Source organism: Kitasatospora sp. NPDC094016 (assembly GCF_040304045.1).
GTDB lineage: Bacteria > Actinomycetota > Actinomycetes > Streptomycetales > Streptomycetaceae > Kitasatospora.
The window spans coordinates 75,691-99,896 of sequence record NZ_JBEOUK010000014.1; the positions used below are offsets into that span (position 1 = coordinate 75,691).

Genomic DNA, 24,206 nt, shown 5'->3' on the forward strand with positions numbered 1-24,206 from the left:
CCGCCGGAGGGGTCACCATAGCGGCGGGGGGCGGCGAACGGGTGAACGGACGGGCCCTACGGCTTGGGCAACCCGGGCGGGTTGACCTCGGAGGTCGGCACCGCCTCGTTGTCCAGGCCCCAGCGCTTGAGCACCTGGCCGTAGCTGCCGTTCCTGATCACCTCGTTCAGCGCCCCGTTGAGCGCCTGGACCAGTCCGTTGCCCTTGCGGGTGGTCGCGGCGATCTTGCCGAGGACGTCCGCGCCGCCGCCCGAGTAGGTGCCGACGATCTCGGTCTCGCCGGTCTGCGCGACGTGGAAGGCCAGGCTGGGATCGGGGCCGACGTAGGCGTCGATCCGGCCGGAGGAGAGCGCCAGGTAGAACTCGGTGCCCTGGAAGTACTTGATGTCGATCGGCTTGAGGCCGTTCCTGGTGTTCTCCTCGCTCCAGGAGATCAGCAGCTTCTCCTGGTTGGTGCCGGAGGAGACGCCGACCGTCCTGCCCGCCAGGTCCTTGGCTCCGGTCACCTTGAGGCCGCTGCCCTTCCTGGCCTCGAAGCCGAGGACGTCCAGCCGGTAGGTGGCGAAGTCGTACTTCTCCTTGCGCGCCTCGGTGACGGTGATGTTCGAGAGGCCGACGTCGTACTTGCCGCTGTCCAGGCCGACGAAGATGTTCTCCCAGGAGACCGGGTTGAACTCGACCTTGAGGCCGAGCACGTTGCCGACCAGGGTGGCGATGTCCGGCTCGACGCCGATGACGGTCCTGTCGTCGTTGGCGTAGAAGTCCAGCGGCGGGGTGGTGCCGAGGGAGTCGACGACGGCCAGTGTCCCTCTCCTCCTGATCTCCTCCGGGACGAGTGCCGCGATCGCGTCGACCTTGGCCGTGGTCACCCGGTTCTGGTCGGCCGTCAGGTTCACCACGGCGCCGTTCGGCGCGGTGCTGCCCCTGGCCGGGGCGAGTTCCGCCGTGGCTCCCGAGGACGCGCCGCCGCAGGCGGTCAGGGCGAGGGCGGCGGCGAGGGCGCCGGCGGCGGTCACCAGGGCGCGACGGGGTAGGGGCATGGCGGAACTCCTGCTCGGTGAAGGGGGTTGCGGTGCGGCGGGTAGGGCTGGGGCAGCTCGGCTCGGGGCAGCTCGGCTCAGAGCAGCTCAGCTCAGAGCAGCTCGGCTCAGAGCACCTTGGCGAGGAAGGCCCGGGTGCGTTCGTGCCGGGGGCGGTCCAGGACCTCGGCCGGCGGGCCCTGCTCGACCACCACACCGCCGTCCATGAAGACGACGGTGTCGGCGACCTCGCGGGCGAAGCCGATCTCGTGGGTGACCACGATCATGGTGGTGCCGGTCCGGGCGAGGTCCTTGATGACGTCCAGCACCTCGCCGACCAGCTCCGGGTCGAGCGCCGAGGTGGGCTCGTCGAACAGCAGCACCTTCGGCTCCAGGGCCAGCGCCCGGGCGATCGCCACCCGCTGCTGCTGGCCGCCGGAGAGCTGCCGGGGGTACGCGGCGGCCTTGTCGGCCAGCCCGACCCGCTCCAGCAGCGCCAGCGCCGTCGCCCTGGCCTCGGCCCGGGGGCGGCGCAGCGCGGCGATCGGCGCCTCGACCAGGTTCTCCAGCACGGTGAGGTGCGGGAACAGATTGAAGTTCTGGAACACGAAGCCGATGTGGGTGCGCTGGCGCAGCACCTCGCGCTCCTTGAGCTCGTACAGCCGGTCGCCGGAGCGCCGGTAGCCGATCAGCTCGCCGTCGATGGCGACGTAGCCGCCGTCGAGCTTCTCCAGGTGGTTGATCGCGCGCAGCAGCGTGGACTTGCCGGAGCCGGACGGGCCGAGCACCACGGTGACCGAGCCGGCCGGGACGTCCAGGTCGACGCCGCGCAGCACCTCCAGTGGCCCGAAGCTCTTGTGCAGGCCGCGGACCTGCACCATCGGCGCGGCGGCCGGTTCGGTCCTGGTGAGCGTGGTCATCGACGTCCTCCGGTGGTGTGCGCGGTCGCGGCGCGGGTGGCCGGCGTGCGGGCGGTCGGCGTACGGGCGGTCGGCGTGCGGGCGGGCAGGCTCCGGACGAAGGCCCGGACGCGCTGGAGCGGGGTGGGCGGCGGGGTGCGCTGCGCGCCGCGGGCGAAGTAGCGCTCGACGTAGTACTGGCCGATGGACAGCACGGTGGTCAGCAGCACGTACCAGACGGTGGCGACCATCAGCAGCGGCACCACCCGGCCGGTCCGGCCGTACACCACCTGGGCCTGGTAGAAGAGCTCGCCGATGGCCATCACGTAGACCACCGAGGTGCCCTTGAGCAGCGAGATCACCTCGTTGGCGGCGGACGGCAGGATGCCGCGCATCGCCTGCGGCAGCACGATCCGCCAGCCCTGGCGCCAGCGCGGGATGCCGAGCGCGGTGGCGGCCTCCCGCTGGCCGGCGTCCACCGCGATGACGCCGCCGCGGATGATCTCGGCGGCGAACGCGGCCTGGTGCAGCCCGAGGCCGAGCACGGCGGCGCCGAGCGCGCTCAGCACGCCGACCGTCTCGAAGTCCCCGAAGGTCGGGCCGAACGGGATGCCGATCCCGAACCGCTTGTAGAGGTACGACAGGTTGAACCAGAACACCAGCTGGACGATCAGCGGGATCGAGCGGAACACCCACACGTACGCCCAGGCGATGGACTGGAGGATCGCGCTGCGGGACAGCCGCATCGCGGCCACCACGGCGCCCAGCAGGAAGCCCAGCCCGGTGCCGTAGGCGGTGAGTTCGAGGGTGCGGCCGACCGCCTGGACGATCGTGTCGGCGGTGAAGTAGACCCGGAAGGTGGCCCAGTCCCAGCCGGGGTTGGTGGCCAGGCCGTGGGCGAACTGGGCGAGCACGACGAGGGCGGCGACCCCGATCCCCCAGCGCCAGGGGTGCCGGGCGGGGACGGCCCGCAGACCGGCCAGTTCGTCGAGGTCCAGGCGGGGGCCGGTGCCCGGACCGGGATCGGGTCCGGACGCCGGTGCCCGCTCGGCCGGGGCCGGGGCCGGGGTCGGGGCCTGGGCCTGGGCTTGGGCCTGGGCCTGGGACGTCGCGGTGGTGCTGGCGGTCATCGGGGGGCTCCTTCGGCAGACCCGGGGATCACTGGTGTTCGGGCGGGCTGATCAGGGACTCCTTGATCGCCGATTCGGCGACCCCCCACTTCCTGAGGATCCGCTCGTACGTCCCGTCCTTGATCAGCTGGTTGACCGCCGCCTGGAAGGCCGGGGTGAGCTTCGAGCCCTTCTTGAACGCGAAGCCGACGTCCAGCCGGTGGAACTCGCCGAGGAAGCGCGTCCCGGAGGCCTCCTGCGCGGCCTGGTAGCGCAGGCCGTTGATGGTGGACATCAGGACGTCGACCCGGCCCTGCTGGAGGCCGGTGAGCACGGCCCCGGGGTCGCTGAACGCCCTGACCTCGTACGGCTTCTTCCCGGCGTCGGTGCAGGCGGTGCGCTTCGCGTTCAGCGTGGTCTCGAAGGTGGTGCCGGCACCGGTGCCGATGGTCAGCCCGCAGAGCTGGAGCAGGTCGGTGACCGGCTGGACGGCCTGGTTGTCCTTGCGGACCGCGAAGCCCTGGCCGTCGTCGATGTAGGTGACGAAGTCGATGGTCTTCAACCGGGCCGTGGTGACCCCGAAGTTGCCGGTGCCGACGTCGAACTTGCCGCTGTCCAGGGCGGGCAGGATGGTCTCGAAGGCGGCCTCCTGGCGCTGCACGGTCAGGCCGAGCAGCCTGGCCACCGCATCGGTGAAGTCCACGTCGATCCCGGCCGGCTTCTTGGTGGCCTGGTCGGCGTAGAAGGCGGTGGGCGGCGAGCCGAAGGACGTGCCGAAGGTCAGCGTGCCGGCCTTGCGGACCTCCTCGGGCAGCAGCGCGGCGGCGGCGTCCGACTTCGCGAGGCCGGAGACGACGTCCTGGGAGACGGCGGTGGCGGCGGGCCCGCTCGCCCCCGCCGGGCCCGCGATCTTCGGGTCCGAGCCGCACGCGGCCAGCGCCAGCACCGGCAGCAGGGCGGTGGCCGCGAGCAGGCGGCGGCGGACGGTGGTGCTTCTCACGGGGGGCCTTTCAGGGGGTCGGAGCCAGCACCGGCAGGTGCTTCTCGAAGGGGAGCGGGCCGATCGGCGTGGGCCCCTGCTGCCCGTCGGCGGGCAAGGAGGGAGGATCGGCGGCGACGTCGAACAGCGGGGTGTAGCCGGACGCCAGGTAGAGGCCCTTGGCCTCGGGCTGGCGCGGACCGGTGGTGAGGTAGATCCGGGCGTAGCCGGCGGCGGCCGCCGTCCGCTCCAGCTCGGCCAGCACCCGGCGGGCCAGGCCGCGGCGGCGGTGCGCGGAGTGCGTCCACATCCGCTTCAGCTCGGCGGTGCGCTCGTCGTACCGCTTGTACCCGCCGCCGGCGACCGGCTCGCCGTCCTCCAGCAGGAGCAGCAGGACGCCGTGCGGCTCGGCGAAGGCGTCCCGGGGGTAGCGGGTCATCTCCTGGTGCGCCTCGGGGCCGTAGCGGCTGACGTACTCGTGGGTGAGCTCGCGCAACAGCGGCTCGACCAGCGGGTCGTCGATGGTGACCCGCCGGAACTCGGCCGCCGCCGGGCCGGCCCACCGGTCCGGAGCGCTCACGCCTGCACCGCGATCAGCTGGTGCCGGTCCCGCTCGGTCCGCTCGGCCGCCGCGGTCTTGGCGGCGTCCCGCTTGGCGACCTCCTCGCGGACGATCGGGATGACGTGGCGGCCGAAGTCGATCGCGTCGTCGAGCAGGTGGTAGCCGCGGGCGGAGAGGATGTCCACGCCGAGGTCGTAGTAGTCGAGCAGCGCCTCGGCGACCGTCTCCGGGGTGCCGACCAGGGCGTTGGAGTTGCCGGCCCCGCCGGTGGCCGCGGCGGTCGGGGTCCACAACGCGCGGTCGTAGCGCTCGCCGGCCTCGGCGATCTCGATCAGCCGCTGGGAGCCGGTGTTCTCGGGCGCTGCGGCGCCGAGCGGGCGGCCCCGGCGGACGAGCTCCCCGGACTCCCGGCGGGCCTTGATCGCGGCCACCGTCCGGTGCGCCTTCTCCCAGGCCAGTTCCTCGGTCGGCGCGATGATCGGCCGGAACGCCACCTGGATCCGCGGCACGTCGGTGCGCCCGGCGGCCCGGGCCGCCTCCTTCACCCGCTCGATCTGCTCGGCGGTGCGGGCCAGCGGCTCGCCCCACAGGCAGTAGACGTCCGCCTCGGCGCCGCCGGCCGCGTAGGCGGCGTCCGAGGAGCCGCCGAAGGAGACCCCGGGGCGCGGCTGCTGGACGGGGAAGACGTCGGAGACGAAGTCGTTGAAGCGGTAGTGGGCGCCCTCGTGGTCGAAGGGCTCCCGGCTGGTCCACGCCTTCTTGACGATGCCGATGTACTCGCGGGTGCGCTCGTAGCGCTCGTCCTTGGACAGGAAGTCGCCCTCGCGCTGCTGCTCGTGGTCGCTGCCGCCGGTGATGAAGTGGACGGTCAGCCGCCCGTCGCTGATCTGGTCCAGGGTCGCGAAGGTCTTGGCGGCGAAGGTCGGGTAGGAGACGTTCGGCCGGTGCGCCAGCAGGATCTGCAGCCGGTCCAGGTGCGAGGCGAGGAAGGCCGCCGCGGCCGCGGGTTCCGGGGAGCCGGCGCCGTACGCGAAGAGCACCCGGTCCCAGCCGTGGTCCTCGTGGGCCCGGGCCAGCCGCAGGGTGTAGTCGCGGTCGAAGGCCGCGGTGGAGCGGGGGGTGGTCTCCGAGCCGTCGCCGGTGGCGGCGATACCGAGGAATTCGACGGGCATGGCGGAACCTTTCGGGGTGAGCGGAGTCCGGTGGACTGCGGGTGGGCAGGCCGGAGCCGGCCGGGGCGGGGCGGCCGTGGACACGGGTGCGCGGCGGCCGCGCCGACGGTGGGGTCGGCGCGCGCGGCGGGAGGAGTGGGAGGCAGGCGTGGACGAGGGGGTACTGCCGGAGTTCAGTGCGAGGTCGTCGGACGGCAGCGTGCGCCTGGGACGCCGTCAGCTGTGGACGGCTGGTCCCGGCCCGCGGCGGGGCAGACCGAGGGAGGGCTCCCCGCGGGAGATCAGGGCCGGACGGGCGGCCCGCTGCCGGGTCAGCCGCGACACGCCGCGGACCACACCCGACCGAAGTCGATGTGGTCGCGGGTGACCAGGGGCTGCTCGGCGTACATGGCCTCAAGTTGAACAGCCTGCCAAGTGGTCCGTCAACCACCCATCATTGCCGCTCTGTTGCGATCTCCTGTCGCCCTGCGACCGGTCCGCGCCGGGCCCCGGTCGGGGCCCGGACCACCCTTGACAGCCGTCGATCGCGCATGCGTACGATCACGGCGGAGTGCAGTGCACAGCGCCGGCCGCGTTGAGGGACGCGGGCCGGTGCGACGGCCGTACGTGACCACACCCGTACCTCCCGCCCGCCCGCACCTCCGCCAGGAGCCGCCGCCATGGCCACCCCGCAGGACCTCCTCCCCGCCCGCTCCACTGCAGCCCCCTCGGGCGCCCCCGCCCCCGACCGCCCCGCCCCGCCGCCCGACCCCGGCGCCCGGATCGTCGCCCGCCGCCGGCCCGGGCAGTGGGTCTGCGCCGGGATCGCGCTGCTGCTGGCCGCGATGGCCGTCAACTCCGTGGTGCGCAACAGGGCCTTCCAGTGGGACGTGGTCGCCGACTGGTTCACCGCCGGGTCGGTGCTCAACGGCCTCACCCTGACGCTCTGGCTCACCGCCGTCACCCTCGCCCTCGGCTTCGTCCTCGGCACCGGCCTCGCCGTCATGCGGATGTCCGGCAACCCGGTGCTGCGCACCCTGGGTTGGGGCTACATCTGGATCTTCCGCTCCACCCCGCCGCTGGTGCAGCTGCTGTTCTTCTTCAACATCGGCGCGCTCTACCCGACCCTCGGCCTGGGCATCCCGTTCGGCCCCGAGTTCGTCACCGTCAGGACCGTCAACCTGATCGGCCCCACCCTCACCGCCGTCATCGGCCTCACGTTGCTGGAGACCGCGTACGCCGCCGAGGTGATCCGCGGCGGCATCCTGTCCGTCGACCGGGGCCAGCTGGAGGCCGCCTCGGCGCTCGGCCTCGGCCGGTGGCGGGTGCTGCGCCGGATCGTCGTCCCGCAGGCGATGCGCTCGATCGTGCCGACCGCCGGGAACATGCTGATCAGCGCGCTCAAGGGCACCAGCATCGTCAGCGTGCTGGCCGTCTCCGACCTGCTCTACTCGGTGCAGCTGGTCTACCTGCAGTCGTACCGGGTCATCCCGATGCTGGTGGTCGCCACCATCTGGTACCTGGTGGTCACCACCCTGCTGTCCGTCGGCCAGTACTACGTCGAGCGCCACTACGCCAAGGGCGCCACCCGGGACGGCCTGCCGCCCACCCCGCTCCAGCGGGCCCGGGCCGCCCTGCGGCGGCTGCGCGAGGTGGCGGCATGAGTCTTCTGGTGATCGTCGGCGCGGGCCCGCGGGGCACCGGGCTGCTGGAGCGGATCGCCGCCAACGCGGCCGAACTCCTGCCCGCCGAACGGCCGTTGCACGTCCACCTGGTCGACCCGCACCCGCCCGGCGCGGGCCGGATCTGGCGCCACGAACAGTCCCCGCTGCTGCGGATGAACTCGATGGCCGAGGACGTCACCATGTTCACCGACGAGCGCTCGACCATCGACGGGCCGGTCCGCCCGGGCCCCTCACTGGCCCAATGGGCGCTCCGGCGGCGGGAGTTCGCGCCCTACCGGGAGGTCGCCGACCCGGCCGTCCGGGCCGAGCTGGACACCCTCGCGCCCACCGACTTCCCCACCCGCCGGGCCCAGAGCGCCTACCTGGACTGGGTGTTCCGCCGCGCCGTCGCCGACCTGCCCCCGCACGTCACGGTCACCGTGCACCGGGACACCGTCCGGCGGATCGACGGCCCGCCCGACGGCCCGCAGACCGTCCACCTCACCGGCCGGACGCTCACCGCCGACCACGTCGCCCTCACCCTCGGCCACCTCGACTCCACCCCGCACCCCCGGTACGCCGCCGACGCCGACTTCGCCACCCGGCACGGCCGCTTCCACCTCCCGCCCGCCTACTCCGCCGACGCCGACCTGGACGGCATCGCCCCCGGCGAGCACGTCGTGCTGCGCGGCCTCGGCCTGGCCTCCGTCGACCTGGTCGCCCTGCTCACCGAAGGGCGCGGCGGCCGCTTCGAGCCCACCGGGGGCGGGCTGCGCTACCGCCCGTCCGGCCGCGAACCGGTGCTGCACCTCGGCTCCCGGCGCGGCGTCCCGTACCACTCCAAGACCGGCTACCGCCTCCAGGGGCCGCCCGCCCCGCTCCCCCGGTACTTCGACGCGGCCGCCGTGGACGCCGTCCTCGCCACCGACGGGCCGCTCGAACTCCGGCGCGACTTCTGGCCGTTGATGGCCAAGGAGACCGCCTTCGGGCACTACCACGAGCTGTTCCACGCCCACCCCGAGCGCACCGCGCTGCCCTGGCCGGAGTTCCTGGCCCGGTTCGACCGGCACGACTGGTACTCCCCCGACCTGGCCGCCCTGGTCGCCGAGGCCGTACCCGACCCGGCCGACCGGATCGACTTCGAACGGCTCGACCACCCGCTGGCCGGCCTCGAACTCGGCTCCGCCGAGGAGCTCCAGCGGCACCTGCGCGCCTACGTCACCGCCGACGCCGACCGCCGTGCCGACCCCGCGCACAGCGCCGACCTCGGCGCCTTCCTCGCCCTGCTCTCGCTGTTCGGCCAGCTCCCGCGCATCCTCGCGACCGGCCGGCTCACCGCCCGCTCGGTCGCCGAGGAGGTGGACGGGTGGTTCTTCGGCTACTTCAGCTACCTGGCCTCCGGCCCGCCCGGCTTCCGGCTGCGCCAGTTGCTCGCCCTCTCCGAGGCCGGGATCGTGCACTTCCTGGGCGCGGGCGTCCGGGTCGAACGGGACGAGGCCACCGGCACCTGGCGGGCCGGCGGCGACACCGTGCCGGGCCGCACCGTCGCCGCCACCGCCCTGGTCGAGGCGTACCTGCCCAAGCACCAGCTGACCCGAACCCTCGACCCGGTGCTGCGCGAACTGCACCGCGCCGGGCGGCTCGTGGAGGAGGTGGTCGCCGACGAGGAGTACACCCACCGCTCCGGCCTGGTCACCATCGCCCCCGGCGACAGCCGACTGCTCGACCCGGCCCTGGGCGGCGCCCCGCACCCGCGGCGCACCGCACTCGGCCCGCACACCAGCCTGCGCGCGGCCGCCGCCTTCGCCCGGCCCCGCACCGACTCCCCGGGATTCCGGCAGAACGACGCCGCCGCCCGCGCGCTGCTGCGGGCGCTGGCCGCGCTCCCGACCACCGCCCCGGGGCCCGTCGCCGATCCGCCGCCCGCCCGCCGCCGCCAGGGCACCCGCCTCGCCGCGCTGTCGGCGGTCGCCGCGCCCGCGCCGCCGTGCGGTCAGCGCACCCCGCCACCGCCGCGCCCGCCCTCCGGCCGGACGAGGGGGGCCTGAAGGCGGGCCCCCGGGGCGGCCCGGCCGCGGGTTCAGGGACCGAAGACCCGTTCGACCCCCCTCCCCCCGTCCGCACCCGGGTGGAAGGATGGGCCCCGCGCCCCCGTGCCGAAGCGGCGGGCCCGGCGGCCCCGGTGTCGCGGCCGCCGGACGAGCAGAGCCGAGGAGAAGCGGTCATGGCCAAGCAGGCCCCGCAGAGCGACCCGGCGCAGGACGCCCCCGAGGTGTCCGCGCCCCAGCACGCGGCGGCCGGGCTGCCCGCGGTCGGCCACAGCCTGCGGATGGCCGCCGAGCAGATGGGCACCCTCCGCACCCTCGCCACGCTGCGCAAGGTCAACCAGCCGGACGGCTTCGACTGCCCCGGCTGCGCCTGGCCGGAGCCGGGCAGGACGCACACCGCGGAGTTCTGCGAGAACGGTGCCAAGGCCGTCGCCGAGGAGGCCACCGAGCGCCGGATCCGCGCCGAGTTCTTCGCCGCCCACCCGGTCGCCGAGCTGGCCGAGCGCTCCGGCTACTGGCTGGGCCAGCAGGGCCGGCTCACCCAGCCGATGCTGCTCGACGAGGGCGCCACCCACTACACGCCGGTCTCCTGGGACGACGCCTTCGCGCTGATCGCCGAGGAGCTGCGCGCCCTGGACACCCCGGACGGCGCCGCCTTCTACACCTCCGGGCGGACCAGCAACGAGGCCGCCTTCGCGTACCAGCTGTTCGCCCGCCGGCTGGGCACCAACAACCTGCCGGACTGCTCCAACATGTGCCACGAGTCGTCCGGCTCGGCGCTCACCGAGACGCTCGGCGTCGGCAAGGGCAGCGTCAGCCTCAAGGACCTCTACCAGGCCGACCTGATCATCGTGGCCGGTCAGAACCCGGGCACCAACCACCCCCGGATGCTCTCCGCGCTGGAGCGCGCCAAGCGGGCCGGCGCCACCATCGTCAGCGTGAACCCGCTGCCGGAGGCCGGCCTGGAGCGCTTCAAGAACCCGCAGCACGCGCGCGGCCTGGTCGGCCACGGCACCAAGCTGACCGACCTGTTCCTGCAGATCCGCCTCGGCGGGGACCTGGCGCTGTTCCGCGCGCTCAACCGGATGATCCTGGAGCAGGACGGCGTCGACCACGCCTTCGTCACCGAACACTGCCACGGCTTCGAGGAGTTCGAGGCGCAGGCGGGCACGACCGACCGCGCCGAGGTGCTCGCCGCGACCGGCCTGCCATGGGAGCAGATCGAGGAGCTCGGCCGGCTGGTGCTGGGCTCCCGGAAGATCATCGTCTGCTGGGCGATGGGCCTCACCCAGCACAAGCACGCCGTCCCGACCATCCGCGAGGTGGTCAACTTCCTGCTGCTGCGCGGCAACGTCGGCCGTCCGGGTGCCGGGGTCTGCCCGGTGCGCGGGCACAGCAACGTCCAGGGCGACCGGACGATGGGCATCTTCGAGCGGCCCTCGACGGCCTTCCTGGACGCGCTCGGCGAGGAGTTCGGCTTCGAGCCGCCGCGCGCGCACGGCCTCGACTCGGTGGACACCATCCGGGCGATGCGCGACGGCCGGGTCGGGGTGTTCTTCGCGATGGGCGGCAACTTCGTCGCGGCCACCCCGGACACCGACGTCACCGAGGCGGCGATGCGCCGCTGCCGGCTGACCGTGCACGTCTCCACCAAGCTCAACCGCTCGCACGTGGTCACCGGCGCCCGCGCACTGATCCTGCCCACCCTGGGCCGCACCGACCGGGACGTCACCGGCGCCGGCGCCCAGTTCGTCAGCGTCGAGGACTCGATGGGCCAGGTGCACTCCTCGCGCGGCGGCCTGCGCCCGCCCGCCCCGGGCCTGCTCTCCGAGACCGCGATCGTCTGCCGGCTGGCCCGCGCCGCCCTCGGCCCCGGGGACACCGTGCCGTGGGAGGACTTCGCCACCGACTACGACACCCTGCGGGACCGGATCGCCCGGGTCGTCCCCGGCTTCGAGGACTACAACGAGAAGGTCCGCCGCCCCGGCGGCTTCACCCTGCCGCACGGCCCGCGCGACTCCCGGACCTTCCCCACCGCGACCGGCAAGGCCAACTTCACCGTCAACCCGCTCACCGCCCCCGAGGTCCCGCCGGGCCGCCTGCTGCTGCAGACGCTGCGCTCGCACGACCAGTACAACACCACCGTCTACGGCCTGGACGACCGCTACCGGGGCATCAAGGGCGGCCGCCGGGTGGTCCTGGTCAACCCGGCCGACGCCGCCGAACTCGGCCTGGCCGAGGGCGACTTCGTCGACCTGGTGAGCGAGTGGCGGGACGGCGTCGAGCGGCGCGCCCCGCACTTCCGGGTGGTCCACTACCCGGTGGCCCGCGGCGGCGCGGCGGCCTACTACCCGGAGACCAACGTGCTCGTCCCGCTGGACTCCACCGCCGACATCAGCAACACGCCGACCTCCAAGGCCGTGGTCGTCCGCTTCGAGCCGGACACCGGCGCCCCGGCGTGACGCGCGCGAAGGCCGCCCGGTGTCCGTGGACGCCGGGCGGCCTTCGCCGTGACTCAGTTGGTGCCGAGCGGCAGTGTCGCGGTGGCGCTGCCCGGGGCCCCGGCGCTCGCCGAACCGGTGGTGGTGGTGGAGGCGGCGGTGCCGGTGGAACCCGGGGTTCCGGTGCCGGTCGGGGTGGGCGTCGCCGGGCCCGTGCCGGTCGGGGTGGGCGTCGCCGGGGTGCCCGTCCCGGTGCCGGTCCCGGTCGGGGTCGGGGTCGGCGTCGGCGTGGGCGTGCCGGGGGCGGTGGTGCCGGTGCCGGACGGCGTCCCCGGGTCGGCGGGCGTTCCGGTGCCGGACGGCGTGCCGGTGCCGGTGTCCGCGGGCGTGCCCGGGGTGGTGGACGGCGCGCCCGGGGTGGCCGGCGGGTTGGCGGGCGTGCCGGGGGCCGGGGCGGTCGGGACCTGGTTGGCCGGGCTGGGCGCGATCGGGGTGACGGTGTCCCAGCCGGCGGGCAGGTCGGGCACCTTCCAGCTGCCGCCGGCCTCGTCCGCCGCGCCGGACGGGTCGGGCCGCACCGCCCCGAGGATCGGCATCGAGCCGATCGGCGACACCTTGATGACGGCGCCCGGCCGGGGCGCCTGGACGACCAGCCCGCCGCCGATGTACATCGCGACGTGCGTGGCGCCCTCGAAGTAGATGACCAGGTCGCCGGGGCGGAGCTGGTTCAGCGCGATGTGCGGGAGCTGGGCCCACTGCTCCTGGCTGGTGCGCGGGATCGGCAGCCCGGCGTGCAGCCAGGCCTGCGAGGTGAGGCCCGAGCAGTCGAAGGAGTCCGGCCCCGCGCCGCCCCACAGGTACGGCTTGTTGAGCTGGGCGAGCGCGAAGGCGACGGCGGTGCGGCCGGCCGCCGACGGGGTGCGCTCGCCCTTGCCGAGGGCGCCGGAGGCGAGGAAGGCGAGCTGGGCCTCGTCGGCCTTGGCCTTCTCCAGCTTCTCCAGTTCGGTGCGCTGGGCGCCGGTGAGCGAGGAGACCAGCTGCTCGACGGAGGCGAGGTCGGTGGCGACCTTGGCCTTGGCGGCGTCCTGCTCGGTGACCAGAGCCTGCGAGGTCTTGAGCGCGTCCTCGGTCTGCTTCGTCAGGCCGGCGAGGGCCTCGCGGTCGGTCTTCAGCCGGTCCAGGAACTCGGACTGCGAGCGGCTGGCGGCGGTGAGCAGTTCCGCGATGGTGACGGCCTCGTACGGGTCCTTGGAGAGCAGCAGTTCGGCGTAGGCGGAGGCGGCGCCGTTGCGGTACTGGGCGGCGGCGAGCTGGGAGGCGATGTCGGTGCCGGCGTCGACCTGCTTCTGCTGGCGGTCCAGCCGGCCCTGGAGGTCGGTGAGCGCGGCCTGCTGCTCGGCGACCTTGGCGACGGCGCCGTTGTACTGCTCGGTGGCGGTCTCGGCGCTCTGGTAGAGCGTGTGCAGCTGGTCGAGCAGCGGGCCGAGGGTGGCCTTGGCGGCGGCGAGCGGGTCGTCGCCCGGGCTGGCCGCGGTGATCGACGCGCCCGGATCGGGGGCGGCGTACGCGGCCTGCGCGGCGAGCGGGAGGGCGAGCGCGGCGGCCGCGAGGGCGGCTCCGCAGCGCAGTGCCGCCCGCAGCCAGGGCCGTACGACTGCCGTTTCAGTGCGCTGTGCAGCCCCGCCCATGGGTTGGTCCTCCCCGCCCCAGCCTGTCACCGGCGTCCCCGGATCCCGCAGATCCTCCCACGGGTTACTCACCGGAAACAGGGCGCATCCGGACTGGGAGGTTAATTCTCGGTTGATCTGTGAGACAGCTCTCAGCAAACCGGAGCGAACCGGGGCGAACTTCGCTAATGTCCAGCTCAGCGCGACCGCCGACACCCTTTCGAAAGCCTCCGGACACCACCGGGACACCAGCGGAACCACGATTCCCGGCTCAGTTCACCTTCCGTTTACCAAACAGACCTACGGTCGCGACGACACCAACGTCCGTGCGACAACTACGACGATTGTTTGGGTATGGAACACATCTCGTTCCTGGTAGCCGTTGTGATCATCACGGCGCTCGCCTTCGACTTCACCAACGGGTTCCACGACACCGCCAACGCGATGGCCACCTCCATCGCGACGGGAGCCCTCCGGCCGAAGGTCGCGGTCACCATCGCGGCCGTCCTCAACTTCGCGGGCGCGTTCCTGTCCGTGAAGGTCGCCACCACCATCTCCGGCGGCATCGTCAACGAGAAGAGCGGCATCCACCCCGAGATCATCTTCGCCGCACTGGCGGGCGCGATCCTCTGGAACCTGCTGACCTGGCTGCGCGGCCTGCCGTCCAGTTCCTCGCACGCGCTGTACGGCGGCCTGATCGGCGCCACCGTCGTCGGCGTCGGCATGAACGGCGTCAACTTCGACACCGTCCTCTCCAAGATCCTGATCCCGGCGATCGCCTCCCCGCTGGTCGCCGGCCTCGCCTCCTGGGGCGCCACCAAGCTGGCCTACGCGATCACCCGCAAGGGCAACGAGACCACCGCCACCAAGGGCTTCAAGACCGGCCAGATCTTCTCGTCCTCGCTGATCTCGCTCGCGCACGGCACCAACGACGCCCAGAAGACGATGGGCATCATCACCCTGACCCTGGTGTCGGTCGGCGCCCTGCCGCACGGCGCGCTGCCGCCCACCTGGGTGATCATCTCCGCGGGCGCCGCGATCGCGCTCGGCACCTACATGGGCGGCTGGCGGATCATCCGCTCGATGGGCAAGGGCCTCGCCGACATCAAGGCGCCGCAGGGCTTCGCCTCCGAGTCGGCCGCCGCGACCGTCATCCTGACCTCCTCGCACATGGGCTTCGGCCTCTCCACCACCCAGGTCTGCTCGGGCGGCATCATGGGCGCCGGCCTCGGCGGCCCGAAGGCCGAGCTGCGCTGGAGCCTGGTGCGCCGCATGGTCTACACCTGGGCGCTGACCCTGCCGGCCGCCGCGCTGGTCTCGGGCGGCGCCGCGCTGCTGGTCCGCCAGGGCACCTGGGGCATCGTCCTGGTGGGCGCCGTGCTGGTGGCCGGCTCCGGCGCGATGTGGCTGATCTCCCGCCGCCAGCCGGTCGGCGCGGACAACGTCAACGACGTCAACGACGTCACCCCGGTGGAGGTCCCCGCCACCGCCGCCCCCGCGAACGCCCCCACCCCCGCCTCGACCACGGTCGCGGCCTGAGCGCCGCAGGCTGAGGAGCACCCGCCATGCACATCAAGTGGAACGCCCTGGCCCAGACCGCCGGTGCCAGCTTCGGCATCACCGTCGCCGTGGTCTCCGTCTTCGCACTCGGCATCCTGGCCCTGTCCCGGCGCGAGGCCGCGCTGAGCGCCCGCGAGGGCGAGGCCGCCCAGGAGCCGGGCGGCGGCCGGCTGGCCCTGGCCGGCGCCTACGCCTGCTTCGGCCTCTGCGCCGCGGCCGTCGTCTACGGTCTGGTCCTGATCGCCGCGCCGTAGGGCGCGGCCGACGGTTCCCGCCGTCCGCGCGCGGGACGAACCCGACGGGCCGGGGAGTGTGGATCACACTCCCCGGCCCGTTCGCGCGTCCCCGCCCGGGGTCAGCCCTGCTGGCTGGTCCTCAGCGCGGTCTCCCGGATGAACAGCACCGTGACGAAGGCCAGCGCCGCGAACGGCGCGGCCCACAGGAAGACGGTGCCGACGCCGTGCCCGAACGCGTCCGTCACCAGCGGGACGATCGGGGCGGGCAGCTTGTGCAGGTCCGGGATGCCCCCGCCGCCGGCCGCGCTCGCGGCCGGGATGTGCGCGGCGGCCAGGTTCTCCGCGAGGTAGTGGGTCACCTTGCTGTTCATCAGCGCGCCGAGCGCGGAGACGCCCATCGCGCCGCCCATGGTGCGGAAGAAGGTCACCACGGAGCTGGCCGCGCCGAGCTCGTGGCGCGGCACCGTGTTCTGCACCGCGAGCACCAGGTTCTGGCTGGTCAGGCCGAGGCCGATGCCGGTGATCGCCATGTAGACGCAGAGCAGCTTGTAGTCGGTGTCGACGCGGGCGGTGGCGAGCAGGCCGAAGCCGATCGCGAGCAGCGCCGTGCCGGCGACCAGGTAGGCCTTCCACTTGCCGTACTTGGTGATCAGTCGGCCGGCGACGGTGGAGGCGAGCGCCAGGCCGAGGATCATCGGCAGGGTCATCAGGCCGGCCATGGTCGGGGACTTGGCGCGGGCCAGCTGGAAGTACTGGCTGAGGAAGGTGGTCGCGCCGTACATCCCGACGCCGACCAGCACGCTGGCCACCGCGGCCAGGGTGACGGTGCGGTACTTGAAGAGGTCCGGCGGGATGATCGGCTCGGCGGCGCGGCGCTCGACCACCACGGCGAGGGCGCCCAGCAGCAGGCCGCCGCCGACCATCGCGGCGGTCTGCCAGGACAGCCAGTCGTAGTTCGTGCCGGCCAGCGTGATCCAGATCATCAGCAGGCTGACGGCGCCGGTGATGACCAGCGCGCCCAGGTAGTCGATCTTCGCCTTGCGCTTGACCACCGGCAGCTTGAGGGTGCGCTGCACCACCAGGATCGCGGCCAGCGCGAACGGGATGCCGACGTAGAAGCACCAGCGCCAGCCCAGCCACGAGGTGTCCACGATGACGCCGCCGATCAGCGGGCCGCCGATGGTGGCCAGCGCGAAGACCGCGCCGAAGTAGCCGCTGTAACGGCCGCGCTCGCGCGGCGGGACCATCGCGGCCAGGCAGATCTGGCCCAGCGCGACCACACCGCCGGCGCCGATGCCCTGGAGGGCGCGGCAGGCGATCAGCTCGGCGGTGTTCTGGGAGAGGCCGGCCAGGGCGGAGGTGGCGATGTAGATCAGCAGGGCTATCTGGAGCAGCAACTTCTTGCTGACGAGGTCGGAGAGCTTGCCCCAGATCGGGGTGGAGGCGGTCAGGGTCAGCAGGGCCGCGGTGATCACCCAGGTGTAGGCGGACTGGCCGCCGTGCAGGTCGGTGAGGATGTGCGGCAGGGCGTTGGAGACGACGGTCGACGAGAGCACGGCCACGAAGAGGCCGAGCAGCAGGCCGGACAGCGCCTCCATCACCTGCCGGTGGGTCATCGGTTGATCGTCGACGGCGGCTCCGACGGTCGCCTCGGCTGTGACGGTCATCTGGGTCCTTCGGCGGGAGGAGTGAGCGGGGGGCGGGGGTGCGCGGGCACGGAAAATCGTTGCCTTACGCAACCATAGGCCCGATGGTTGACTAAGGCAACTTTCTTCAAGCCCAAGTAAAGTCCTCGCCCCGGCCACCGCCCCGGACCCGGCTCCAACCGCCACGAACCGGCCCCGGCCCCGGGATCCGGCCACCGGTCACTCCGCCGGCGGCTCCCCGATCACGTCGTTGAAGCGGTGCAGCAGCACCGCGAAGCGGTCCACGTCCTCCGGCGACCAGTTGCCCAGCAGCTCCCGCACCCGCCGCATCCGGACGTCCCGGGCCGCCAGGTAGCGCCGCCGCCCGTCCCCGGTCAGCGAGACCAGCGCGGCCCGGCGGTCCAGCGGATCCGTCTCCCGGGCCACCAGGCCCAGCTCCTCCAGCGCCCGGATCTGCCGGCTCACCGTGGCCTTGCCGACCGCGAAGTGCACGCCGACGTCCGTCACCCGCACCCGTCCGGCCTGCTCGATGTAGCCGAGCATGCTGTAGGCCATCCCCTCCAGCTCGGGATGCACCCGGCGTGAGAGCTCCGCCACTCGGGCCCGGCCCCGCCGGAACATCAGCGCGACCTCGCGCTCCACCGCCAGCAGGGATTCCTCGTCACTCACCGCGCCAGTATCCCGCAGCCGCACTGGCCGGAACCCGGCGCGCGGGGTGCGACAAGCCAACTAGTTCATGGTATGAAGTATCCGTTTTCCCCCCATACACAAGGAGATGCGGATGGCCGCCCCGGGGCAGGGTTTCGTCGCTGAACTGAAGGGCGCGGTCACACCGCGTGCGGCACTGCTCGTGATCGGCGTGCTGCTGCTGCAGCTCGGCTTCATCACCTCGTACGTCGGGGCGCTGCACCACCCGGCCCCGCACGAGCTGTCGATCGCGGTGGTCGCCCCGCCGCAGGTCGCCCCCAAGCTGGTCCAGGGGCTGGAATCCGTACCGGACGACGCCGTCAAGGCCGTCACCGCCCCGGACGCCGAGACGGCCACCCAGCAGATCAAGGACCAGAAGATCTACGCGGCGCTGGTCGTGAACCCGACCGGCACCGAGGACACCCTGCTGGTCGGCGGCGCCCGCGGCACCTCCGCCGCCAAGGCCGCCGAGTCCATCACCACCGCGCTGGACAAGTCCCAGGGCCGCACCGTCAAGGTCGAGGACGTCGTGCCGCTCGCCAAGGGCGACACCAACGGCCTCTCCGCGTTCTACCTGGTCATCGGCTGGTGCGTCGGCGGCTACCTGGTCGCCTCGATCCTCGGCATCAGCGCCGGCTCCAAGCCCGCCAACGTCCACCGCCTGCTGATCCGCCTCGGCGTGCTGGCGCTGTACTCGGTCGGCGCCGGCCTCGGCGGCACGATCATCGCCGGGCCGGTGCTGGACGCGCTGCCCGGCTCGATCCTGGCCCTGACCGGCATCGGCGCCCTGGTGGTGTTCACGGTCGGCGCGTTCACCATGGCACTGCAGTGCCTGTTCGACGTCATCGGCATCGGCGTCGCGGTGCTGATCTTCGTGGTGCTGGGCAACCCGAGCGCCGGCGGCGTCTACCCGGCACCGATGATGCCGCCGTTCTGGCGGGCCATCGGCTCGCTGATCCCGAACGGCGCCGGGACCAGTGCCACCAAGTCGATCGCCTACTTCGGCTCCACCAACCTGGGCATGCCGATCGTGGTCCTGGTGGTCTGGGCGCTGATCGGCATCGGCGTCGCCTACCTGGCCGTGCTGCGCGGCCCGCGCTCCGGCGGCCGCGAGATCGTCGCCGCCGAGGCGTCCGCCGAGGCCTGATCCCCCGCGTTCCCCACCCCGAGCCCCCGGCCGCCCGGCCGGGGGCTCGGGTGCGTCCGGGGCCGGGAGGTCAGCCGCAGGCGAGCCGGCCCGGGTCCGCGACGACCGCCCGCACCACGCCCACCGCGGCGCCCAGCAGCGGCCCGCGCCGGCCCAGCCGGGACACCGTCAGCCGCTCGTCCGACCACGGCCGCACCGTCACCCGGGCGGCCAGCTCGGCCCGCATCGCCGGCAGCAGCCAGGGCGCCAGCCGGGCGTAGCCGCCGCCCAGCACCACCTCGGCCGGGTCCAGCAGGTTGACCGCCCCGGCGGCCGCGATGCCCAGCGCCGAACCGGCCCCGGCCAGCACCGCGAGGGCCGGCTCGTCCCCGGCCCCGGCCCGCCCGGCGAGCAGCGTCACCCAGTCGCCCCGCGCGCCCGCCGGCCCGGCCGCCCGCAGCACGGCCGCCTCCCCCGCGTACTGCTCCAGGCAGCCGTGCGCGCCGCAGGCGCAGCGGTGGCCGTCCGGGTGGACGGGTACGTGGCCGAACTCGCCCGCGTAGCCGCGCGCCCCGCGCAGCAGCCGCCCGCCGACCACGATCGCCGCGCCGACGCCGGCCTCGGCCGAGACGTACAGGAAGTCCTCCGGCCCGCCGCCCAGCCACCGTTCGGCCAGCCCGCCCAGGTTGGCCTCGTTGTCCGCCTCGACCGGCAGCTCGGCCAGTTCGGCCGCGCCGGCCGCGCGCAGCGCCGGGCGCAGTTCGGCCGCCAGCGGGACGTCCCGCCAGCCCAGGTTGGCGGCCCGCTGGAGCACCCCGCCGGAGGTGCCGACCAGCCCGGGGACGGCCAGGGTCAGCCCGGCCGGGCGCAGGCCCGACTCGGCGACGGCCGCGTGCAGCAGTTCGGCGAGGTCGGCCATGACCGCGGCGGGCCGGCGGCCCCGGTTGCGGACCTCGCGGCGGCGCCAGGTCCGGACCTCGCCGCTCAGGTCGACCACGCAGGCGCCGAGGTGCTCCACGCCGATCTCGGCGCCGAGGCCGCCGGGCCCGAGCGGGTTGAGCCCGAGCGCGGTGCCGGGGCGGCCCACCTTGCCGCTGGGCGCGGCCGGGCCCTCCTCGACGACCAGGCCGCCGGCGATCAGCTGCTCGGCGAGCGAGGAGACGGCGGCCCTGGTCAGCCCGGTCTCGGCGGCCACCTCGGCCCGGGAGCGCGGGGCGCGCGCGATCACCCCGAGCACCAGGGCCAGGTTGGCCCGGCGCATCCCCTGCTGGCTGGCGGGCCCGCTCCGAACCGCGTCCGGTTCCCCGCGCATCACCCTCACCTCACGGCCTCATGGCGCATCCCGTGGCATCTCGGGTGCAGCGTAACCGGGTTCGTACCCCGGGTGCGCCCGTTCGGCGGGCCGGGTGAAGACCCACCGCTGCATCGCCCAGAAGCGGAACAGCATCGCGGCGAAGGTGCCGACGACCATCCCGCTGAGGAAGTCCGCGGTCTCCTGGACGAACGGGCCGACGTACGGCTCGCGCAGGTCCAGGGCGTAGCGGGAGAGTGCCAGCGGCAGGTCGTTGACGGCGATCGCCATGGCGCTGACCAGGAAGAACAGCAGTGCCTCGCGCGGGTGCCCGGCCGTCCGGAAGGCCCAGCGGCGGTTGAGCACGTAGGAGACGACGGTCGAGAGCACGGTCGCGATCGTCAGCGCGACCACCGGCTTGTGCTCCAGCACGGTGAACTTCAGCTCGAAGTCGATCACCAGGGTGAGGGTGAAGCAGGCACCGCCGACCAGCAGGAACTTCACCAGCCTGCGGTGCCGCACCAGGAACGGACGCAGCCGGGCCGGCACCCGGGCCAGGGCGCGCTGCGTGGGGGACGGCATCTCCGCAGTGTGGCACGCGCAGACGCCGTCCTCCCGTCGCTCCTCCGCCGGTCCTCCCGCCGGTCCTCCCGCCGACCCGGCGCGGCCGGGTCAGGCCGCCGCGGCCAGGACCTTGGCCGGCTCCAGGGCCAGCTCCAGCACCTCCCGCACGTCCGCCACCGGGTGGACGGTGAGCCGCTCCAGCACCTCGGCCGGGACGTCGTCCAGGTCCGCCTCGTTGCGCTTGGGGATGATCACCGTGGTGACGCCGGCCCGGTCGGCGGCGAGCAGCTTCTGCTTCACCCCGCCGATCGGCAGCACCCGCCCGGTCAGCGACACCTCGCCGGTCATCGCCAGGTCGGTGCGCACCTTGCGGCCGGACAGCAGCGAGGCGAGCGCCGTGGTCATGGTGATGCCGGCGCTCGGCCCGTCCTTGGGGACGGCCCCGGCGGGGACGTGCAGGTGCACGCCGCGGTCGCGCAGCGAGGTGACCGGCAGCTCCAGTTCGGCGCCGCGCGAGCGCAGGTAGGAGAGCGCGATGTGCGCGGACTCCTTCATCACGTCGCCCAGCTGCCCGGTGAGGGTGAGTCCGGTGCCGCCGGTCTCGGCGTCGGCGAGCGAGGCCTCGATGTAGAGGACGTCGCCGCCGGCGCCGGTCACGGCGAGGCCGGTGGCCACGCCGGGGACCGCGGTGCGCCGCTCGGCCGGCGCCTGGGCGGCCTCCGGCACGTGGTGGGGCCGGCCGATCAGGGCGCGCAGCTCGTCCGGGCCGATCGCGGCGGGCAGTTCGCGCTCGCCGAGTTCGGCCTGGGCGGCGATCCTGCGCAGCACCCGGGCGATCGAGCGCTCCAGGTTCCGCACGCCGGCCTCCCGGGTGTACTCCCCGGCCAGTCGGCGCAGTGCCGCGTCGTCGACGCTGACCTGGTCGCCGCCCAGTCCGGCCTTCTCGCGCTGGCGCGGGAGCAGGTGGTCGCGGGCGATGACGACCTTCTCGTCCTCGGTGTAGCCGTCGAGGCGGACGAGCTCCATCCGGTCGAGCAGCGGCTCGGGGATGGCCTCCAGCACGTTGGCGGTGGCGAGGAAGACGACGTCCGAGAGGTCGAGTTCGACCTCCAGGTAGTGGTCCCGGAAGGTGTGGTTCTGCGCCGGGTCCAGCACCTCCAGCAGGGCGGCGGCCGGGTCGCCCCGGTAGTCGGAGCCGACCTTGTCGATCTCGTCGAGCAGGACGACCGGGTTCATCGAGCCGGCCTCCTTGATCGCCCGCACGAGCCGGCCGGGCTGCGCGCCGACGTAGGTGCGCCGGTGGCCGCGGATCTCGGCCTCGTCCCGGACGCCGCCGAGCGCGACCCGGACGAAGGTGCGGCCCATGGCGCGGGCCACGCTCTCGCCGAGCGAGGTCTTGCCGACGCCGGGCGGACCGACCAGCGCCAGCACCGCGCCGCCGCGCCGGCCGCCGACCAGCCCGAGCCCCTGGTCGGCCCGGCGCTTGCGCACCGCGAGGTACTCGACGATGCGGTCCTTCACGTCGGCCAGGCCGGCGTGGTCGGCGTCCAGCACCGCGCGGGCGCCGGCGATGTCGTACGCGTCCTCGGTGCGCTCGTTCCAGGGCAGCTCCAGGACGGTGTCCAGCCAGGTGCGGATCCAGGGCCCCTCGGGGGACTGCTCGGAGGCCCGCTCCAGCTTGTCGACCTCCTTGAGGGCCGCGTCGCGGACCTTCTCGGGCAGGTCGGCGGCCTCGACCCGGGCGCGGTAGTCGCCCTCCTCGTCGGCCGGGTCGCCGTTGAGCTCGGCCAGTTCCTTGCGGACGGCCTCCAGCTGGCGGCGGAGCAGGAACTCCTTCTGCTGCTTGGCCACGCCCTCCTCGACGTCCTTGCGGATGGTGTCGTTGACCTCCTCCTCGGCGAGGTGGTCGCGCAGCAGGGTCAGCGCGTACTCCAGGCGGGCGACCTGGTCGGCCTCCAGCAGCACCTTGAGCTTCTGCTCGGCGGTGGCGAAGGGCGCGTAGCCGATGTTGTCGGCGAGCTCGCCGACGCCCTCGATCTGGGCCACCCGGTCGACGATCTGCCAGGCGCCGCGCCTGCGCAGCCACTGGGTGGAGAGCGCCTTGTACTCCTTGACCAGCTCGGCGGCCCGGCCGGCCACCGGGGTCTCCACCGAGGACTCCCGGAAGGGCGTGGTCTCCACCCAGAGGGCGGCGCCGGGGCCGGTGGTGCCGGCCCCGATGCGGACCCGGCGCACGGCGCGCACCAGCGCGGCCGGCTCCCCGTCGGCCAGCCGGCCGACCTGCTCGACGGTGGCCAGGGTGCCGACCGCCGCGTACGAGCCGTCCACCCGCGGGACCAGCAGGACCTGCGGCTTGCCGGTGCCGGTGGCCGCCGCGCGGGCGGCCTCGACCGCGGCGCGCACCTCGGTGTCCTTGAGGTCCAGCGGGACGACCATGCCCGGCAGGACGACCTCGTCGTCGAGCGGCAGCACGGGCAGGGTGAGCGGTGTGGACGTCGATGCCATGATCTCTCCCCAGTCAGTGAAGTTGAGTCGACCTGACTAAGGCCTGGCGTGCGCCGGATGTTCCCGGGGCGGTGTTCGCCATGAGCGAACAGGAGGAGGGTGTGGAGCGAGCGGGGGGAGGGCGCGGGACGTGCCGTCAAAAGCGCGCGGGGCGGCACCCGGAAGGGTCAGCGCACGTCCAGGACCGGAGCGCCGCCCGGCGCGGGCGAGGAGCCCGCGGCCGGCGCCTCGACCCGGCGCGTCCGCGGCTTCGGCCGCGGCCGGCGGGCCTGGGCCCGGCGCAGCCAGCGCCACAGCGCCACCCCGGTGAGCACCGCGGCCGGGTGCCCCACGGCGGTGACCAGGTCCCGCTCGGTGAGGATCTGCTCGGCGATCAGCAGCCCGGCGCCGCCGAGCGCGACCAGCCGCCCGCGCCACGGCAGCAGCCCGGCCACCGCGCCCAGGCAGGTGAGCACGCCGTAGCTGACGCCGATGTCCAGGTAGTCCAGCGCCGCGGTCTCCATCCGCCCGGTCTCCACCGCGGTGATCACCACGCCCTGGGACAGCAGCGTGGCCGTGACGTGCCCGATCGCGAAGACCGCCGCCGCCCGGGCGGGGCCGATCCGGCGCTCCAGCGGCGCGAGGGTGACGGCGAATCCCCACAGGTACGGCATCCACACCTCGCCGGCCACCCAGAAGCCGCTGAGCACCAGCGCGCGCAGGGGGTGCTGCAGGAGGTTGTGGCCGTCGGAGCTGGAGGCCTCCTGCAGCCGTTGCACGAGTTCCGGGTCGGCGAGTTTGGCGAAGGTCGTGGTGGCGCCCACCACGGCGAGATAGCCGAGGGTGAAGGGGTTTCGCCGGGGTGTCGGCACCCGCGCCAGCAGCCACTCGACGACGCCGGTGCGCAGACCGTGCCGGAGCATCCCGTACGGCGGGCCGGCGGGCGACGCCCCGACCCGTCCGGCACCTCGCCGCAGTCCAGCCATGCCGCCCTCCGCTCCACGCCGGCAGCCACCGGCCCCTCACCCAGGTGCCCAACGTACCGGCGCGCGCCGCGGATCCCGCCCCGCGGG

Annotated in this window: 19 protein-coding genes; 6 read left to right on the forward strand and 13 right to left on the reverse strand. The window is 73.9% G+C overall.

Features of this window, described 5'->3' with window-relative positions; translation table 11 throughout:
- Positions 1-56 precede the first annotated feature (56 nt).
- The 6 genes from ABT015_RS15910 to ABT015_RS15935 form a co-directional block, all read right to left on the reverse strand.
- Complete coding sequence (locus tag ABT015_RS15910) at positions 57-1,040, reverse strand: ABC transporter substrate-binding protein (protein WP_350879623.1); 984 nt, start codon at positions 1,038-1,040, stop codon at positions 57-59.
- Between the two features lie 107 nt (positions 1,041-1,147).
- Positions 1,148-1,939 (reverse strand): amino acid ABC transporter ATP-binding protein, encoded by a 792-nt coding sequence (locus tag ABT015_RS15915; RefSeq protein ID WP_350879624.1) that lies wholly within the window; start codon positions 1,937-1,939, stop codon positions 1,148-1,150.
- Positions 1,936-3,048, reverse strand: a complete 1,113-nt coding sequence (locus tag ABT015_RS15920; RefSeq protein ID WP_350879625.1) for an amino acid ABC transporter permease — start codon at positions 3,046-3,048, stop codon at positions 1,936-1,938. Before ABT015_RS15920 ends, ABT015_RS15915 begins: the two co-directional genes overlap by 4 nt.
- Before the next feature lie 28 nt (positions 3,049-3,076).
- Positions 3,077-4,027, reverse strand: coding sequence for an ABC transporter substrate-binding protein (locus tag ABT015_RS15925; protein WP_350879626.1), 951 nt, complete (start codon positions 4,025-4,027; stop codon positions 3,077-3,079).
- Between the two features lie 10 nt (positions 4,028-4,037).
- The gene (locus ABT015_RS15930) at positions 4,038-4,586 is read right to left on the reverse strand and encodes a GNAT family N-acetyltransferase (protein WP_502897326.1); all 549 of its coding nucleotides are present in this window, start codon (positions 4,584-4,586) and stop codon (positions 4,038-4,040) included.
- Positions 4,583-5,740, reverse strand: a complete 1,158-nt coding sequence (locus ABT015_RS15935; protein ID WP_350879627.1) for an LLM class flavin-dependent oxidoreductase — start codon at positions 5,738-5,740, stop codon at positions 4,583-4,585. Before ABT015_RS15935 ends, ABT015_RS15930 begins: the two co-directional genes overlap by 4 nt.
- A 659-nt stretch (positions 5,741-6,399) precedes the next feature.
- On the opposite strand from ABT015_RS15935, the gene ABT015_RS15940 reads away from it, so the two are divergent.
- From ABT015_RS15940 to ABT015_RS15950, 3 genes are all read left to right on the forward strand, one after another.
- Entirely contained in the window at positions 6,400-7,383 is a 984-nt protein-coding gene (locus tag ABT015_RS15940; protein WP_350879628.1) for an amino acid ABC transporter permease, read from the forward strand.
- Positions 7,380-9,431, forward strand: a complete 2,052-nt coding sequence (locus ABT015_RS15945) for an FAD/NAD(P)-binding protein (protein WP_350879629.1) — start codon at positions 7,380-7,382, stop codon at positions 9,429-9,431. Before ABT015_RS15940 ends, ABT015_RS15945 begins: the two co-directional genes overlap by 4 nt.
- 176 nt (positions 9,432-9,607) lie before the next feature.
- A complete protein-coding gene (locus tag ABT015_RS15950; RefSeq protein WP_350879630.1) occupies positions 9,608-11,893 on the forward strand; it encodes an FdhF/YdeP family oxidoreductase in 2,286 nt (761 codons plus the stop codon).
- A 53-nt stretch (positions 11,894-11,946) separates the two neighbouring features.
- Here ABT015_RS15950 and ABT015_RS15955 read toward each other — a convergent pair whose 3' ends face one another.
- Positions 11,947-13,560 (reverse strand): C40 family peptidase, encoded by a 1,614-nt coding sequence (locus ABT015_RS15955; RefSeq protein ID WP_350879631.1) that lies wholly within the window; start codon positions 13,558-13,560, stop codon positions 11,947-11,949.
- Positions 13,561-13,893: 333 nt separating this feature from the next.
- On the opposite strand from ABT015_RS15955, the gene ABT015_RS15960 reads away from it, so the two are divergent.
- Both ABT015_RS15960 and ABT015_RS15965 read left to right on the forward strand, forming a co-directional pair.
- Entirely contained in the window at positions 13,894-15,078 is a 1,185-nt protein-coding gene (locus tag ABT015_RS15960; protein ID WP_350879632.1) for an inorganic phosphate transporter, read from the forward strand.
- Between the two features lie 26 nt (positions 15,079-15,104).
- Entirely contained in the window at positions 15,105-15,353 is a 249-nt protein-coding gene (locus tag ABT015_RS15965) for a hypothetical protein (RefSeq protein WP_063347835.1), read from the forward strand.
- A gap of 101 nt (positions 15,354-15,454) precedes the next feature.
- On the opposite strand, the gene ABT015_RS15970 is transcribed toward ABT015_RS15965, so the two are convergent.
- Together ABT015_RS15970 and ABT015_RS15975 are read right to left on the reverse strand one after the other, a co-directional pair.
- Positions 15,455-16,951, reverse strand: a complete 1,497-nt coding sequence (locus tag ABT015_RS15970; RefSeq protein ID WP_502897328.1) for an MDR family MFS transporter — start codon at positions 16,949-16,951, stop codon at positions 15,455-15,457.
- A gap of 249 nt (positions 16,952-17,200) precedes the next feature.
- The gene (locus tag ABT015_RS15975; RefSeq protein ID WP_350879634.1) at positions 17,201-17,650 is read right to left on the reverse strand and encodes a MarR family winged helix-turn-helix transcriptional regulator; all 450 of its coding nucleotides are present in this window, start codon (positions 17,648-17,650) and stop codon (positions 17,201-17,203) included.
- 112 nt (positions 17,651-17,762) lie between these two features.
- Here ABT015_RS15975 and ABT015_RS15980 point away from each other — a divergent pair, with 112 nt between their 5' ends.
- The gene (locus ABT015_RS15980; protein WP_350879635.1) at positions 17,763-18,815 is read left to right on the forward strand and encodes an ABC transporter permease; all 1,053 of its coding nucleotides are present in this window, start codon (positions 17,763-17,765) and stop codon (positions 18,813-18,815) included.
- 70 nt (positions 18,816-18,885) lie between these two features.
- Here ABT015_RS15980 and ABT015_RS15985 read toward each other — a convergent pair whose 3' ends face one another.
- The 4 genes from ABT015_RS15985 to ABT015_RS16000 all read right to left on the reverse strand — a co-directional run bounded on the left by ABT015_RS15985 (position 18,886) and on the right by ABT015_RS16000 (position 24,119).
- Positions 18,886-20,106: an ROK family protein gene (locus ABT015_RS15985; protein ID WP_350879636.1), complete on the reverse strand. Its 1,221-nt coding sequence runs from the start codon at positions 20,104-20,106 to the stop codon at positions 18,886-18,888.
- An 18-nt stretch (positions 20,107-20,124) separates the two neighbouring features.
- The gene (locus ABT015_RS15990) at positions 20,125-20,667 is read right to left on the reverse strand and encodes a GtrA family protein (protein WP_350879637.1); all 543 of its coding nucleotides are present in this window, start codon (positions 20,665-20,667) and stop codon (positions 20,125-20,127) included.
- A 90-nt stretch (positions 20,668-20,757) separates the two neighbouring features.
- Positions 20,758-23,154, reverse strand: a complete 2,397-nt coding sequence (gene lon / locus ABT015_RS15995) for an endopeptidase La (protein WP_350879638.1) — start codon at positions 23,152-23,154, stop codon at positions 20,758-20,760.
- 167 nt (positions 23,155-23,321) lie between these two features.
- Complete coding sequence (locus ABT015_RS16000; protein WP_350879639.1) at positions 23,322-24,119, reverse strand: rhomboid-like protein; 798 nt, start codon at positions 24,117-24,119, stop codon at positions 23,322-23,324.
- Positions 24,120-24,206 lie beyond the last annotated feature (87 nt).